The following is a 14,826-nucleotide window of genomic DNA, read 5'->3' as shown; positions in this document are numbered from 1 at the left end:
GGTTACGATCCTTTTTTATAGTCAAATTCAATTTCTTTTCGGTCTTCATTTAAGTGGACATGCAAATCATGTCCATCGAAGTACCATAAGTCGCGTTCTTCGATATAAAAATGAATGCCATTTTCATCTTGTTGGATAGCTGCTTCATCCGGCTCTGCTTTTGTCATACCAAGCGTAAATCCTTCATGAAGTTTGCTGCTACCTCCGTACCGTGCGTAAAATTGAATCCATTCTCCCGAGCGCGCTTCCATTTCCTGCTCGAACCACTCGAGTGCTTGTTGTGAAATTTCGATTTTCATCTGTATCACTTCCTAGATCCACGTTATTTTTGGTTCTGTTCCTTGACGAATTCGTGTGATGTTCGCGCGATGACGATACACGATGAACACCAACAAGACGCTTATTAACAGAATAAGTGGAACGTCCGGTCGAATCAAGAAATGTGACCCGACCGCCATCAAAAAGGCGATGAGTGAAAGTAAAATTGACGTCAGAGACACCATCTTTGTCAGTTTTAACAATAAGAAGAATAATCCAAGTAAGATCAAGAAGAACAACCAGTTATAGCCGAGTAATACACCCGCAGAAGTCGCAACGGCTTTTCCACCTCGAAACCCTGCAAACACAGGATACATATGGCCAATGACCGCAATCGCACCTAAAATCAATGGATGAATGCCGACGTCTGCGAATACTGGCAATGCAACGAGCAATACGGCAGCTGTTCCTTTTAAAATATCGATCAGTGATACAATCAGACCCGCGGGTTTACCGAGTACGCGGAAGGTGTTTGTCCCTCCGAGGTTCCCACTCCCATGTTCACGAATGTCGGTTTTGAAGAAAATCTTTCCTATAATAAGGCCTGTCGGAATAGACCCGAGTAAGTAGGCAAGTAAAAGTACTAGTGCTGTAGTCATGGCAGTCTCCTTTAAATGTCTCTTTTGCTACTAGTAGTGTACCATATTCGAATTTTGATTGGACATACTGCATTGCAATCTTTTCACTGTTTCTTTACACTTATAGAATGACGGTCTAGCGGTTGACAGCACTGCTAGACAAGCGTATCGTTAAAAATAGAACGCATGTTTGATAGGGGAGAACAACTTGGCAAAACAGACATTAACAGCCTACACAGATGATGATATTCAAGTATTAGAAGGTCTCGAAGCCGTCCGCAAACGTCCTGGGATGTATATCGGCTCGACAGATACACGTGGTTTACACCATTTGGTCTACGAGATTGTCGATAACGCAGTAGATGAGAGCTTAGCTGGATTTGGCACACAGATCGATGTAACGATACATGACGACAACAGCATATCTGTTCGGGATTACGGACGCGGTATGCCTACAGGAACACATAAAACAGGGAAACCGACAGCAGAAGTAATTTTCACCGTACTGCATGCCGGAGGGAAATTTGGCCAAGGCGGTTATAAAACGAGTGGAGGCCTCCACGGGGTAGGTGCTTCTGTAGTGAACGCACTCTCCAGTGAGGTAGAAGTCGAGATCCACCGGGACGGCAAGAAGTTCTATCAAAAGTTCTCGCACGGCGGCAAAGTCGAAGTGGCGCTGCATGAGACGGGCAAGACGAAAGAGACGGGGACACTTGTCCGTTTCTTGCCGGATGATACGATTTTTTCAGTCACAAAATATAATTTCGAAACATTAAGTGAGCGTCTCCGTGAGTCCGCCTTCCTATTGAAAGGATTGCGCATCACATTAAAAGATGAGCGTACAGACATTGAAGAAGTGTATTTCTATGAGACAGGAATAGAAGCGTTCGTTGGTTATTTGAACGAAGAGAAAGATACACTTCATAATGTATTCTATATGGAAGGTATTCAGTCTGAAATCGAAGTGGAGTTTGCCTTCCAGTTCAATGATGGCTACTCAGAGACCATCTTGTCATTCGTTAACAATGTCAGAACGCGCGATGGCGGAACTCATGAGACAGGTGCGAAAGCAGCACTGACACGTGTGTTCAATGACTATGCACGTAAGACGGGCTTGTTGAAAGAAAAAGATAAAAACTTAGATGGGTCAGATGTCCGAGAAGGTATCGCGGCTATCATCTCTGTCCGCATCCCCGAAAATATGTTGCAGTTTGAAGGGCAGACAAAAGGGAAGCTTGGAACGAATGAGGCACGTAGCGCAGTGGATACGGTAATCTCTGAAAAGTTGCAATATACTTTAGAGGAAAATGCTGAACTGACAGCTTCCTTGATTCGAAAAGCAATTCGTGCACAACAAGCACGTGAAGCAGCCCGAAAAGCACGTGAAGAAGCGAGAAGCGGCAAAAAGCGCAAAAAGAACGACACATTACTATCGGGTAAGTTGACTCCTGCTCAGTCACGAAATGCAAAACGTAATGAATTGTATCTCGTGGAGGGAGATTCTGCAGGTGGTTCAGCCAAGCAAGGGCGTGACCGCACGTTCCAAGCAATCCTGCCACTTCGTGGAAAAGTCATCAATACTGAAAAAGCCAAATTAATCGACATCATGAAAAACGAGGAGATCTCTACCATCATCCATGCAATCGGTGGTGGCGTCGGAGCAGATTTCAACGTTGAAGACATCGCGTACGACAAAATTGTTATTATGACCGATGCCGATACAGATGGTGCACACATTCAAGTGTTGCTACTCACATTCTTCTACCGCTATATGAAACCTTTGATCGAAGCAGGGAAAGTGTATATTGCACTTCCTCCATTGTACAAAGTGTTTAAAGGTGCCGGGAAAAAAGAAGTGAGCACATATGCTTGGACTGAAAAAGAACTGCAAGAATCAATCAAAAAAATTGGTAAGGGCTATGCCTTACAACGCTATAAAGGGCTTGGTGAAATGAATGCGGACCAGCTCTGGGAGACGACAATGAACCCAGAGACACGTACTCTGATTCGTGTAACAATTGAAGATGGCAGTCGCGCAGAGCGTCGTGTCACCACTTTGATGGGCGATAAAGTAGAACCACGCCGGAAGTGGATCGAGAACAATGTCGACTTCAGTCTAGAAGAAGATGGCACGATTTTAGAGAATGAACGTATTCATATGGAGAGTGAAGTGTAATGTCACAAGTTGAACGTTTTCAAGATCTACCACTCGAAGAGGTCATCGGTGACCGCTTCGGGAGGTATAGTAAATACATCATCCAAGACCGTGCTCTTCCTGATGCACGCGACGGTTTAAAACCGGTACAACGCCGTATTTTATATGCGATGTACACCGAAGGAAATACACACGATAAAGCATTCCGTAAATCGGCTAAAACAGTCGGGAATGTTATCGGGAACTACCACCCACACGGCGATAGTTCGGTTTATGAAGCGATGGTCCGCATGAGTCAGGACTGGAAACTTCGCAATCTACTCGTTGAGATGCACGGGAACAATGGGTCTGTTGACGGAGATCCGCCAGCAGCTATGCGTTATACAGAAGCACGCTTGTCACCTATCGCATCTGAGCTACTGCGTGATATTCAAAAAGAAACTGTCGAATTCATTCCAAACTTCGATGATTCGGATTCAGAACCGACTGTATTGCCTGCACGTTTCCCGAACTTGCTCGTCAACGGATCGACGGGTATCTCAGCAGGATATGCGACAGATATTCCACCACACGCTTTGCACGAAGTGATTGATGCTTTGTTTATGTATATGGAAAACTCCGCAGTGACGGTCGAGGAACTCATGACCGTTATGAAAGGACCGGATTTCCCAACTGGTGGTATCATTCAAGGTGTAGAGGGGATTAAGAAAGCCTACGAGACAGGCAAAGGAAAAATCATCATTCGCTCGAAAGCAGAAATTGAGACGATCAAAGGGAACAAACAACAGATCGTCATCACAGAACTTCCGTATGAAGTGAATAAAGCCAATCTGATCAAACGAATGGATGAACAGCGCTCAGACAAACGTTTAGATGGCATTGCCGATATCCGCGATGAGTCCGATCGCACGGGACTGCGTATTGTTGTTGAGATGAAGAAAGATATTGATGCACACGGGATTTTACAGTATCTCTACAAAAATACAGACCTTCAAGTGTCGTATAACTTCAATATGATTGCCATCCATAATCGTCGTCCGACTATGATGACGTTGCCTTTACTACTCGATGCTTATCTGGAGCACCAGAAAGAAGTCATCCGCAAACGCTCAGAGTATGATCTGAAACGTGCTAAAGCTCGTCTTCACATCGTAGAGGGTTTAATGAAAGCCTTATCCATCTTGGACGAAGTAATCGCTACAATTCGAGCTTCAAAAGATAAGCGTGATGCAAAAGAGAATTTAAAAACAAAATACGCGTTTACAGAAGAGCAAGCCGAAGCAATCGTTTCCTTGCAACTTTACCGTTTAACCAATACGGATATCACGGCTCTTGAAGCAGAGCACGCGGATTTAACGAAACTTGTCACGCAATTACAAGGAATTTTAGGTGATGAGAAGAAGTTGATTCGTGTCATTAAAAAAGAACTGCAAGATTTACGCAAAGCGTATGCAGAGACACGACGTTCAATCATTGAAGATGAAATCGAGGAGATCAAACTAACATTAGATGTATTGATTCCAAGTGAAGATGTACGCGTAACCGTGACAAAAGAAGGCTACGTGAAACGCACGTCACTTCGCTCTTACCAAGCATCGAACGGAAAAGATTTCGCGATGAAAGAGTCTGATGCGCTACTACTTGATTTGACGAGCAATACACAGCATCATTTATTGTTGTTTACGTCTCACGGTAATTATATTTACCAACCGGTTCATGAGCTGCCTGAGATTCGTTGGAAAGACCTTGGCCAACATATTTCGAGTATTGTACAGCTAGATCCTACAGAGCAAATCATACATGCAGAAGCGATTGAATCATTCGAGTTAGACTATACAGTTGTAACAGTATCCGCTGAAGGTCAAATCAAACGTTCATTGCTCGCAGAATTTTATGTACAGCGCTATAATCGCGCATTAAAAGCGATGAAGTTAAAAAAAGACGACCGGATTGTGGCGGTTCGTTTAGCAAGTCCATCGGATGATCTTGCGTTGTTCACGTCGGGTGCGTACGCGTTGTCGTATTCATTAGATGAGGTTCCGATTACAGGAGTTAAAACAGCTGGAGTCAAAGCCATCAATGTAAAAGATGGCGATTCAGTAGTTGCATTTACACTGATTAAAAAGGATAGCCAAGACTTCTTTGTTGTAGTGACGCACCGCGGAGCTATGAAAAAGCTTGCTAGAAAAGAGCTCGAGCCAAGTTCACGTGCAAAGCGTGGGGTAGTCGTACTTCGAGAACTGAAGTCGAATGCGCATCGCGTGATTGATGTGGTGTACGTGTCAAATGCTGATTTTGTCATTCCTCATACAGCAGCTGGAGTTTCCGAGCCAATTGCTGTAAAAGAGATGAAATCTGTAGACCGCTATTCAAACGGTAGTTTTTTAGTTGACGTGGATCAAACTGGACCCGTGGAAAAACTAACTGTTAAGGAATTATAGTATAGAAGTAAACTAAAAAGCATTTTCTCTTGAGCTTTGAGAGGAAGTGCTTTTTGGTTTTCCTGGAGTTTGGTAAACACGATTAAAAGTTGGTTAGAAGGGAGGTATGGTGAGGAGAAATAAATCGTTTCGTCGCTGGGAATTGCATTTTCGTCGCCGTATGTGAGAAATACGTCGCTAGAATGGAAGTTTTCGTCGCTGGATTATGCTCATGCAGTGGATTCGGCGCTCAAGTTTGAATTTGCGTCGCAGTTATCACGATTTTCGTCGCTAGAATTAAACTTTTCGTCGCTCAAGGTAACTATCAAAATATCCAACGATTTTTCATTAGTTGATTAGATAAACTGGATGAAATTTCACATGCATGAAATCTTATTTTTTCTCAAATATCTCATTGTTTCAAGTATACTACTTAATGAAACTTAACTTTAGATAATATATATTATGGAAACTAATTTTAAAAAATAACAATGGAGACCTCACTACTTGGTCTCCTATCATCCACTATTTACTCATAATCCAATCAAGCATTTCAACTCGTTCACCAACCACGGGATCTCTATCTTCGACCATCCATGCATAATACACCGTTCCTAATGCTTTGATTGCATCCACTAATAAATTCTCTTCAAATCCATGCTCATCAATCAACAATTCAACTTTTAATTTAAATTCAACCAAGTTCTTGTTCTTATTAAATAAAAATTGCACACAATCATAATATCTATGACCAACGACGCCTTTTGGATCAATGATGACAAATCCACGCAAATCATCCCACAAAATGTTCTCATGATGCAAATCTCCATGTAAAATCGTCGTTTGATGCAACTCATGAATTCTTTGTTTAGCGCGTTTTGCTTCTAATCGCCAATCTTCAGGAATCGCATCATAGTGAGTCTCTAAACTTTCAAACCATCGCTCAATTTGTGGTAACTGATTCAAATCGGTAGTTGGCACCTGCGTGTCATGTAACCTCCTCCACTGCTCCACAAATAATCGAACACTCGTTCTCGTGTCGGGAAATCGGACATTTAGTGTATAACCAGGCGATATATTTTCCATAATATAGTAGCCGGAGTCGGTATTTTCAAACAAGAGCTGTGGTACTCCAAACGTTCCAAAGACCTGCATAGCAACTGCTTCATTTGTGAAATCAGTACCGGGAATACCAACCTTCAAGACAACAGACTTCCCCTTCATCGTTGCTCGGGCCACATAATTGTAGGACAGGTTCGAAAATGGCGTCAGTCCAGTCAATTTATGTAAACGAGCGATCTTCTCAAGTTGTTTCGGGAGTTCTACTAGCCACACCTCGCCTCTCTTTCCGAACGCAACCCGGATCTTTTCTTCAAAGCTCATGACGAAGTGCTCCACTCAAAAGGGGTCTGCTGGTAGACATAATAATTTAACCAATTCGAGAACAATAAATGGGTGTGAGAACGCCACGTGTTTTGAGGATCTTTTGTTGGGTCATCATCAGGAAAATAATTCTCTGGCACTTCGCACTCCAATCCTTTTGCGATGTCTCGCTCATATTCATCTCGTAATGTCGTCGCATCATATTCTAAATGACCAGTTGCCATGATGTGGCGTTGGTCTTTTGATTGCACCAAAAACACACCCGCTTGATCTGAAACTGCTACTACTTCAAGGGCTGGCTGCTTCAAGAGTTTTTCGTAACTGACCGTCGTATGACGAGAGTGCGGTGCCAAGAACGTATCATTGAATCCGCGAACAAGCGGACTATGAGGTGTTAACAACGAGTGTGGGTAAACTCCCGAACATTTCTTCGGTAAATCTTCTTTCTCGATAGTAAACTCGTGATAAAGCACGGCCTGAGCTCCCCAGCAAATCGATAACGTTGATGTCACATGCGTCTTCGCCCAAAATAACAAGGTCACAATCTCAGGCCAGTAGGCCACTTCTTCAAAGGGCATTTGCTCGACCGGCGCGCCCGTCACAATCATTCCGTCAAATCGTCGGTCTTTGATATCCTCGAATACTTTATAAAACTGATCCAAGTGACTGCTACTGACATTTTTCGGTTGATAACTAGCCATACGTAAAAATGTCACATTCGTCTGAAGTGGCGTATTTCCAAGTAAACGCAGTAACTGATGCTCGGTTTTCTCTTTTTCCGGCATCAAATTGACAATGAGTACTTCAAGTGGACGAATATCTTGCGTGTGCGCGCGTTCTTGGTCCATCACGAAGATATTTTCATCACGGAGTTTTTCAATTACAGGTAAATCTTTCGGCAAATTGATTGGCATTGGTTTCTCTCCTTAAAAAAACACTCTACCCATAACAAGGGCAGAGTGTCGGTAGTATTATCTTCCAAGTCAGCACTTGATGGAGGAAGCACCTTTCTGTCAAACAGAGGTTGCTGAAGCGTCACCGGGCCATGTCCCTCGACTTCTCTTGATAATGAATATGCAATTTTGTATTGATGCGATTGTATCAAACGCAATCGTAAAGTTCAAGCCTACTCTTCGATATCAAATATCAATTCGTCTTCATCGCTCAAACTGCTTCCATCTGAGAAGAATGCAGTCGTAGTCAATACGAGCTGTGTCGCTTCTTCCCCTTCTTCTGGCACCCAGCGTTCATCCGGCATGATTTCAAACGGAATCATGAGCGTTCCTTTTGATGCCGGATTGCCGACTGGCTCAAAGGATAGTTTTGCAATCAATTCACGTTTTTCTTTCTTGCATACTTCTAAACGGATGTCTTCTACCTCTTCTTGCTGCTCCAGTCCCTCGATGTAAATGGTGCCGGATAAATTGATGCCATGTTCGATATACGGGTGATCGACCACCGTATCGATTTTGATAAGACCTTTTTCAATATGGGATTCAAACGAGTTCATACTTACTCCACCTTATTCGTTTTCGATAAATATTCGTAGTGATTCTCCACAACCGGTTCATAACGATTATACCGCATTTTAAATAACCGGAAGAAGTGAGTCACGATTACTTTAACTATAGTATACCCTGGAATCCCAAGGATAACGCCAGGCACTCCAAATAAGGAACCTGCTGTTACAAGTACGAATATGATGGTAATCGGATGAATATGCAACGTTTTCCCCATAATCTGCGGAGAAATGAATTTTCCTTCAACAAGTTGCACGACCGTCCATACAGCAGCGAGTTTGAGAAGCATGAATGGCGACTGCACGAGCGCAATAATTACTGCTGGTGTTATTGCAATAATCGGCCCTAAATAGGGAACCACACTCGTCACCATTGCAATAGCACCTAATAACACTGCATATGGCATCTGGATGATGCTAAATCCGATGAACACCATAATTCCAATAGCTGCCGATACTAACAGCTGACCCTGGATATACGAACTGATTTGACGGTCAATGTCTGCAAACACTTGAGCCGTCTCCTCACGCATACGCGGAGGCAATAGACGTAAAAAGTATTGTGGTAACTTTTCTCCATCTTTTAATAAATAGAACAAGATAAATGGAACGGTAACAATCGCAAGTACAAAACTTGTAATCGCTCCAATGAATGAACTGATACCCGTTGCAACACGTGCGAACGTATCTTGGAAGAACACCGCCAATTGACTTGGTAGCTCTTGTATCCACTGATTGATATCTGCTTCTAGTGAATTATAAATCCCTGAAAACATCGATGTTTGTAGCCATATTATAATGTTATTAATGAGTTGAGAAAAAACTTCTGGGAAGTTCTCAACAAATCGAATGGTCTGATCTTTTAAAAATGGGAACACTAAGAATACAAGTAGTGTAATCAGTCCAATCACTGCCAAGAACAGAATCACTATTCCCCAGATACGGGGAATCTTCATCTTCTCAAGTAAACGTAGAATCGGACGTAACAAGTAATACAAAATAGTCGCCAAAATAATCGGTAACACGACATTCCCTAAAAATACGGTGAATGGATTGAAGACAAACGATACCAAATCAAAGATAAAAATCGTCAACCCAATCAGTAGAAGCAGTAACAAAGCAAAGATTGTATTTTTTCCGCCTAAAAATTGAATAAAGCGTGTATCAAAAAAACCTGGTTTCTTGTCATCAAACATAGAGATCCTCCTACTCTAAGAACTCAGCAATTGCTGCTTGTGCTGCTTGTTGATCAATTTCGATGACGCTTCCTGCATGACTGTATGAATTGTAGCGGTATTCTCCTTCTCGAGGAATCGTTAAACGCTCTACTTCAGGGCTTCCGCCTAGCGCCACATCTAACAAGTAATTCAACTTATCTGTATTTGTAATATCCGTTTGAATGTACCCATTTAAAGCACCCGCAAACTTCGGAAGACGATGAAGATTGCCGACAGATGTTACTTCGTTAGAAAGTGCTTCAATGACAACTTGTTGCCGTCTCACTCGACCGAAATCACCTTCTTCGTCTTTTCGGAAGCGCGCATATCCTAGTAACTCTTGGCCGTTCAATTGATGCACCCCTTGTTTGAGTTCGACACCAATCTCTTCAGACATATCTTTTTCAACATCAATTTCGATTCCGTTTGGTGCAAGGATATCGACCATCGTCTCGAAACTTGTAAAGTCAATGAGTGCGTAATGATGAAGGGGAATGCCAAACATCCCTTCAATAGTCTGTCTCGTCAAATCCGCTCCACCGAGATAATAGGCCGTATTTAATTTATAAGATTGATACCCTGGAATCTCTGCATAAATATCACGCATCAAAGAGATGAGTCGAACATCATTGGATTCAGGATCCCACGAAGCTACCATCATAGTGTCAGTCCTAGACTTCTCTTCACCACGGCTGTCCACACCTAATAGTAGGACATTCATCCTTCCGCCGTCATAAGCGCTTCCGTCAAACGGTTCTGAACTTGCTTCCCCGTCCGCGATTTGGGTGCCTTGCCAGTATGTAAAAATTCCGTATCCAACAAGACCAATGAATAGAATAAAAATAAATGCAAAAATCCGTTTAAATGGCGAGCGACGTTTTTTACGACCTCTTAGCTCGCTTCGACTTTGTTCCATGGTAATAACCCCTTTCTATCTTTATCATAACGTATTCAAGAGCAACTAGTTTCATAGTTTGCTAAGAAGTGATAAAATTTTACGAGCACATCACATACTGGAGGGATTTTAATGGAAAAAGCAACATTTGCAGGTGGCTGTTTTTGGTGTATGGTCAAGCCATTTGATACGTATGAAGGGATTCACAAAGTAACGTCTGGTTACATGGGAGGTCACGTAGAAAATCCAACTTATGAAGATGTGAAAACGGGCACTTCTGGTCATTTAGAAGTTGTCGAGATTCAATTTGATCCGTCCCTCTTCCCTTATGAGCAACTACTAGAGATCTTCTGGCAGCAAATCGACCCGACGGATGATGAAGGACAGTTCCAGGATCGAGGCGATCAATACCGCACCGCAATCTTCTATTACACAGAAGAGCAGCGCGTTCTCGCTGAAAAAGCAAAGCAAGATTTAATCGATAGCGAGAAGTTCTCACAACCCATTGTCACACGCATCCTTCCGGCGAGTGCGTTCTACGAAGCAGAAGACTATCATCAAGACTTTTATAAAAAAGAACCCGATCACTACAAGCAAGACCGTGCACAATCAGGTCGCGATGCGTTCATCGAAAAGAACTGGAAGTGACTTTTTCTCATTTCATGGTATAATGAAATGATTGTGTTTAACAGGAGGGTATATAAATGATTCAAGTAAGTGAAGTAAGTTTACGTTTTGGTGATCGTAAACTTTTTGAAGATGTTAATATTAAATTTACCGCTGGGAACTGTTACGGGTTAATCGGTGCAAACGGTGCTGGGAAATCTACGTTCATCAAGATTCTATCTGGTGACCTAGAGCCACAAGAGGGCCATGTATCAATGGGTACAGACGAGCGTCTTGCAGTCCTTAAGCAGAACCACTTTGAATACGAAGAACATCAAGTTCTTGAAACTGTCATGATGGGTCACAAACGTTTGTATGAAGTCATGAATGAGAAAAATGCAATTTACATGAAAGAAGACTTTTCGGACGAAGACGGCATGCGTGCTGCTGAATTAGAAGGCGAATTCGCAGATATGAACGGTTGGGAAGCTGAGTCTGAAGCAGCAATTCTTTTACAAGGTCTTGGCATCTCTGAAGAGTTGCACACGAAGAAAATGAGTGACTTGAATGGTTCTGATAAAGTAAAGGTACTTCTTGCACAAGCTTTATTTGGAAAACCAGACGTCTTACTACTCGATGAGCCTACCAACCACTTAGATTTAAAAGCGATTCAGTGGTTAGAAGAGTTCTTGATCAACTTTGAAAATACAGTTATCGTCGTGTCCCACGACCGTCACTTCCTAAATAAAGTATGTACACATATTGCCGATTTAGATTTCGGAAAAATCCAAGTCTATGTCGGGAACTATGATTTCTGGTACGAATCAAGTCAACTTGCACTGAAGATGGCGCAAGATCAGAATAAGAAAAAAGAAGAAAAAATCAAAGAATTGCAAGCATTTGTTGCGCGCTTCAGTGCCAACGCTTCGAAATCAAAGCAAGCAACATCTCGTAAAAAAACTCTTGAGAAAATCGAGCTAGATGACATCCGTCCATCTTCTCGTAAGTATCCATATGTCAACTTCTCGATGAAACGTGAAATCGGAAACGATGTCCTTCAAGTGCAAGGCTTGACGTACGAGCAAGAAGGCCAAACATTAATTAAAGATGCACACTTCATGCTAAACAAAGACGACAAAATTGTTCTTTTAGGTGATGAGCTTGCAAAATCTGCACTTCTTCGTATCTTAGCGGAAGAAGAAGAACCGACATCTGGTTCAGTTCGTTGGGGTGTGACGACAACACGTGCGTACTTCCCTATCGACAATGCGCGCTATTTTGAAGGGTCAGAGACTTCACTTGTCGACTGGTTGCGTCAATACTCACCGGACGATGAATCAGAGACATTCTTGCGTGGCTTCTTAGGGCGTATGCTGTTCTCAGGGGAAGAAGTGAAGAAAAAACCTTCTGTCTTATCAGGTGGAGAAAAAGTGCGTTGTATGCTTTCGAAAATGATGCTATCTGAATCAAACGTTTTATTATTCGATGAGCCAACTAACCACTTAGACCTTGAATCGATCCAAGCATTGAACAATGGATTGATTGCATTTAAAGGCGCTATGATGTTCACATCTCATGACCATCAGTTCATTCAAACGATTGCGAACCGAGTGATTGAGATTCAAGCGGACGGCACAATCCTTGATAAACAACTAACGTATGATGAGTATTTGGAGTGGAAAGAGCAACAAGCAGTAACGAACTAACAAAAACACATCCCGAGCTGGGATGTGTTTTTTTACGTTCGTTTCATAAAGTTTCCGATTAACGATTTCGTAGGAAGTTTCCCCAAGATCGACTCTCCACTTGCTGTCAATTGTTTTAATGTGGTTAAGAGCTTGTCGTCCCCCGCCCAGTGGTCTTCTAATAGATCAGGCGACAATCGGTTCACAAGAAGATTTAACACAAATGTTGCAATAATCAAATCGTCAACAAACCCACCTGGACCTGCCAGAAGCTCTGGTAAAAAATCTACGGGTGCTACAAAATAGGCAATTCCGCTTCCAAGTAACGCTTTGCTTTTAAAGTCTACGCGAGGATCTGCCATCGTTTTGACCATTAGATGAAAAATATCTGGAGCGAAAAGTAAAAAGGAACTCACTTTGGTAATTCCTTTTTTTTCAAAGTAACTCGTGATAGACTTACGTAAACGCTCATAAAAATCTAATTGAGTAGTAGTATCTGGTGTCTGCATCTTCATTCCTCCCTTAGTAGGTAGTATACCAATTTTTCAGGTAAATGAAACTTCTGGCCAAAGCACTACGTCAAAGTCTGTAAAAGGAGGTCGTGTCCTGTGAAAGTTCGCATCATCTCTTTATTCGCTGTAGCACTGCTTGTTGGGTGTACTGATCAATCGTCGACAACGCCTCAGCCGAACGACCCACCGTCAACTGAAACTGAGCCTGAGATTGAAGAACCTCAAGAAATGGGGCCTGACCTTCATACGTACTTTATGCCAAATCAGTCGATTGCTCGTTTTGAAGGAATGGGAAATGAGTACGCCACGTACACTTTAGAAACACAGTATTTATATGATGACTATATCGGTACACTTGAGGATAACAGCGGAACAGTAGTTCAGCGGATCTACCGAGTGGAAGAGAATCGTATTGTCAAAATTTTTGAAGAGGCTGAAGCCTATGAAGCAGATTTTCCTCCTTTCAATGAACTAGAATCGATGCCAGAACTTGAAACGTATCTTTCTTTACCTTTAGAAGAAGGAACGACGTTCGGAGGATGGACAATCGAACAAGTCGATGGGACGCTCGAAACTCCTTTTCAGACATTCACTGATGTGATTATGCTCAGTCAAGAAGGCGAAGATCAATCGGTTATCGAGAAGTATTTTGTTGAAGGATTTGGTGAAGTGAAGCGAGTATTTCGTATGCCAGGTGGCGAAGGGGAAGAATTTGAAGTGACCTCTACGTTGCAATCGGTAGACTAAAAAAGCATGGCCCAAGTCGGGTCATGCTTTTTGTTACTTATAGTTTTGTAACGTTTGCAGCTTGAGGTCCGCGATTTCCTTCAACCACTTCGAATTCTACAGCTTGTCCTTCGTCAAGTGATTTAAAACCATCTCCATTGATTGCAGAGAAATGTACGAATACATCGTTCTCGCCTTCTACTTCGATAAATCCGAAGCCTTTTTCTGCATTGAACCATTTAACTGTACCTTGTTTCATGTGTAAAACCTCCAAATAGATAATCAATATGCGAGTAAAAAAATTCACATATCCGATGAAGTACCGATGGGTTCACATCGATCACTACATAGGATATGTGAATGGTTAAACGGTGCTCGCTATACATTGTTAATTAAATTATACCAATATACCCCTGTTCGTCAACAGCTATTATCACATTATTCTGCTAGTTCAGAAGTGATAAATAACCCATGATACAGTTGCAAATCTTCCTCACAGTTTTCGCAATAACAGACTTCTTTTCCATCCCAGAAAGCATAAAACCCATTTTTCTCTTTTGAAAATGTATACGACTCTTTAAATTCCTCTACTTTATGTACAAGAAATGCCTGTGCTTCTGTTTCAGTTTGGAAGGACCAGCTGTCTAAGATATGGGATTGCCACTCTTCAAATTGGTACCAAGGCTCATAATCTGCCTTCATATATACGACGGAATACATGCTTGTCCCCTCCTTCCTCTACTCATTATGCTAAAAAGCACTCGTGCTGTCGACTAAAGTGCTTGCAATTCTTCCAAATGACACAGATACTA

The 14,826-nt window shown here is 42.2% G+C and carries 15 protein-coding genes and 1 riboswitch; of the genes, 5 read left to right on the top strand and 10 right to left on the bottom strand.

The annotated features are described in order from the left end of the window. Positions 1–2: 2 nt before the first annotated feature. Entirely contained in the window at positions 3–299 is a 297-nt protein-coding gene (locus tag ACF3OH_RS06925) for a HesB/YadR/YfhF family protein (protein WP_392456597.1), read from the bottom strand. Positions 300–311: 12 nt separating this feature from the next. After that, positions 312–917 carry a glycerol-3-phosphate 1-O-acyltransferase PlsY gene (gene plsY, locus ACF3OH_RS06920; protein WP_392456595.1) on the bottom strand — a complete coding sequence of 202 codons (606 nt, stop codon included), beginning with the start codon at positions 915–917 and terminating at the stop codon, positions 312–314. Positions 918–1,104: 187 nt separating this feature from the next. Here plsY and parE point away from each other — a divergent pair, with 187 nt between their 5' ends. Both parE and parC read left to right on the top strand, forming a co-directional pair. Then, the gene (gene parE, locus ACF3OH_RS06915; protein WP_204589260.1) at positions 1,105–3,072 is read left to right on the top strand and encodes a DNA topoisomerase IV subunit B; all 1,968 of its coding nucleotides are present in this window, start codon (positions 1,105–1,107) and stop codon (positions 3,070–3,072) included. After that, positions 3,072–5,492 (top strand): DNA topoisomerase IV subunit A, encoded by a 2,421-nt coding sequence (parC, locus tag ACF3OH_RS06910; RefSeq protein ID WP_392456594.1) that lies wholly within the window; start codon positions 3,072–3,074, stop codon positions 5,490–5,492. Before parE ends, parC begins: the two co-directional genes overlap by 1 nt. A gap of 504 nt (positions 5,493–5,996) precedes the next feature. Here the strand turns inward: parC and ACF3OH_RS06905 are convergent. The 5 genes from ACF3OH_RS06905 to ACF3OH_RS06885 all read right to left on the bottom strand — a co-directional run bounded on the left by ACF3OH_RS06905 (position 5,997) and on the right by ACF3OH_RS06885 (position 10,506). Next, a complete protein-coding gene (locus tag ACF3OH_RS06905; protein ID WP_392456592.1) occupies positions 5,997–6,854 on the bottom strand; it encodes an aminoglycoside phosphotransferase family protein in 858 nt (285 codons plus the stop codon). Continuing rightward, on the bottom strand, positions 6,851–7,768 hold the full coding sequence (gene metA / locus ACF3OH_RS06900) for a homoserine O-succinyltransferase (protein WP_392456590.1): 918 nt from the start codon (positions 7,766–7,768) through the stop codon (positions 6,851–6,853). The genes ACF3OH_RS06905 and metA overlap by 4 nt, the downstream gene beginning before the upstream one ends. 54 nt (positions 7,769–7,822) lie before the next feature. Next, a riboswitch (SAM riboswitch) is annotated at positions 7,823–7,926 on the bottom strand. 54 nt (positions 7,927–7,980) lie between these two features. After that, complete coding sequence (locus ACF3OH_RS06895; protein ID WP_204589256.1) at positions 7,981–8,364, bottom strand: sporulation protein; 384 nt, start codon at positions 8,362–8,364, stop codon at positions 7,981–7,983. A 2-nt stretch (positions 8,365–8,366) separates the two neighbouring features. After that, positions 8,367–9,569, bottom strand: a complete 1,203-nt coding sequence (locus ACF3OH_RS06890) for an AI-2E family transporter (RefSeq protein WP_392456588.1) — start codon at positions 9,567–9,569, stop codon at positions 8,367–8,369. 10 nt (positions 9,570–9,579) lie between these two features. Next, positions 9,580–10,506: an LCP family protein gene (locus ACF3OH_RS06885; RefSeq protein ID WP_204589254.1), complete on the bottom strand. Its 927-nt coding sequence runs from the start codon at positions 10,504–10,506 to the stop codon at positions 9,580–9,582. 111 nt (positions 10,507–10,617) lie between these two features. On the opposite strand from ACF3OH_RS06885, the gene msrA reads away from it, so the two are divergent. Beyond that, positions 10,618–11,133 (top strand): peptide-methionine (S)-S-oxide reductase MsrA, encoded by a 516-nt coding sequence (gene msrA, locus ACF3OH_RS06880; protein ID WP_392456586.1) that lies wholly within the window; start codon positions 10,618–10,620, stop codon positions 11,131–11,133. 56 nt (positions 11,134–11,189) lie between these two features. Continuing rightward, entirely contained in the window at positions 11,190–12,797 is a 1,608-nt protein-coding gene (locus tag ACF3OH_RS06875) for an ABC-F family ATP-binding cassette domain-containing protein (RefSeq protein WP_204589252.1), read from the top strand. 32 nt (positions 12,798–12,829) lie between these two features. Here the strand turns inward: ACF3OH_RS06875 and ACF3OH_RS06870 are convergent, their stop codons facing one another. Further along, the gene (locus tag ACF3OH_RS06870; RefSeq protein WP_239584755.1) at positions 12,830–13,285 is read right to left on the bottom strand and encodes a YkvA family protein; all 456 of its coding nucleotides are present in this window, start codon (positions 13,283–13,285) and stop codon (positions 12,830–12,832) included. A gap of 99 nt (positions 13,286–13,384) precedes the next feature. On the opposite strand from ACF3OH_RS06870, the gene ACF3OH_RS06865 reads away from it, so the two are divergent. Beyond that, the gene (locus ACF3OH_RS06865; RefSeq protein WP_392456583.1) at positions 13,385–14,035 is read left to right on the top strand and encodes a hypothetical protein; all 651 of its coding nucleotides are present in this window, start codon (positions 13,385–13,387) and stop codon (positions 14,033–14,035) included. A 37-nt stretch (positions 14,036–14,072) separates the two neighbouring features. Here the strand turns inward: ACF3OH_RS06865 and ACF3OH_RS06860 are convergent, their stop codons facing one another. Together ACF3OH_RS06860 and ACF3OH_RS06855 are read right to left on the bottom strand one after the other, a co-directional pair. Then, positions 14,073–14,273, bottom strand: coding sequence for a cold-shock protein (locus ACF3OH_RS06860; RefSeq protein ID WP_094941967.1), 201 nt, complete (start codon positions 14,271–14,273; stop codon positions 14,073–14,075). 179 nt (positions 14,274–14,452) lie between these two features. Next, entirely contained in the window at positions 14,453–14,734 is a 282-nt protein-coding gene (locus tag ACF3OH_RS06855; protein ID WP_392456579.1) for a DUF1033 family protein, read from the bottom strand. Positions 14,735–14,826: the final 92 nt, after the last annotated feature.

This window comes from Chryseomicrobium aureum, from assembly GCF_043182735.1.
In the GTDB taxonomy this organism is placed as follows: domain Bacteria; phylum Bacillota; class Bacilli; order Bacillales_A; family Planococcaceae; genus Chryseomicrobium; species Chryseomicrobium aureum.
Note: the sequence above shows the minus strand (reverse complement) of the source record. Positions and strands in the feature narration are given on the sequence as shown.

Excerpts from the sequence above, each read along its gene's own strand:
- ACF3OH_RS06925 (WP_392456597.1), bottom strand. The coding sequence starts at position 299 with ATGAAAATCGAAATTTCACAACAAGCACTCGAGTGGTTCGAGCAGGAA.
- plsY (WP_392456595.1), bottom strand. The coding sequence starts at position 917 with ATGACTACAGCACTAGTACTTTTACTTGCCTACTTACTCGGGTCTATT.
- parC (WP_392456594.1), top strand. The coding sequence starts at position 3,072 with ATGTCACAAGTTGAACGTTTTCAAGATCTACCACTCGAAGAGGTCATC.
- ACF3OH_RS06905 (WP_392456592.1), bottom strand. The coding sequence starts at position 6,854 with ATGAGCTTTGAAGAAAAGATCCGGGTTGCGTTCGGAAAGAGAGGCGAG.
- metA (WP_392456590.1), bottom strand. The coding sequence starts at position 7,768 with ATGCCAATCAATTTGCCGAAAGATTTACCTGTAATTGAAAAACTCCGT.
- ACF3OH_RS06895 (WP_204589256.1), bottom strand. The coding sequence starts at position 8,364 with ATGAACTCGTTTGAATCCCATATTGAAAAAGGTCTTATCAAAATCGAT.
- ACF3OH_RS06890 (WP_392456588.1), bottom strand. The coding sequence starts at position 9,569 with ATGTTTGATGACAAGAAACCAGGTTTTTTTGATACACGCTTTATTCAA.
- ACF3OH_RS06885 (WP_204589254.1), bottom strand. The coding sequence starts at position 10,506 with ATGGAACAAAGTCGAAGCGAGCTAAGAGGTCGTAAAAAACGTCGCTCG.
- msrA (WP_392456586.1), top strand. The coding sequence starts at position 10,618 with ATGGAAAAAGCAACATTTGCAGGTGGCTGTTTTTGGTGTATGGTCAAG.
- ACF3OH_RS06875 (WP_204589252.1), top strand. The coding sequence starts at position 11,190 with ATGATTCAAGTAAGTGAAGTAAGTTTACGTTTTGGTGATCGTAAACTT.
- ACF3OH_RS06870 (WP_239584755.1), bottom strand. The coding sequence starts at position 13,285 with ATGCAGACACCAGATACTACTACTCAATTAGATTTTTATGAGCGTTTA.
- ACF3OH_RS06860 (WP_094941967.1), bottom strand. The coding sequence starts at position 14,273 with ATGAAACAAGGTACAGTTAAATGGTTCAATGCAGAAAAAGGCTTCGGA.
- ACF3OH_RS06855 (WP_392456579.1), bottom strand. The coding sequence starts at position 14,734 with ATGTATTCCGTCGTATATATGAAGGCAGATTATGAGCCTTGGTACCAA.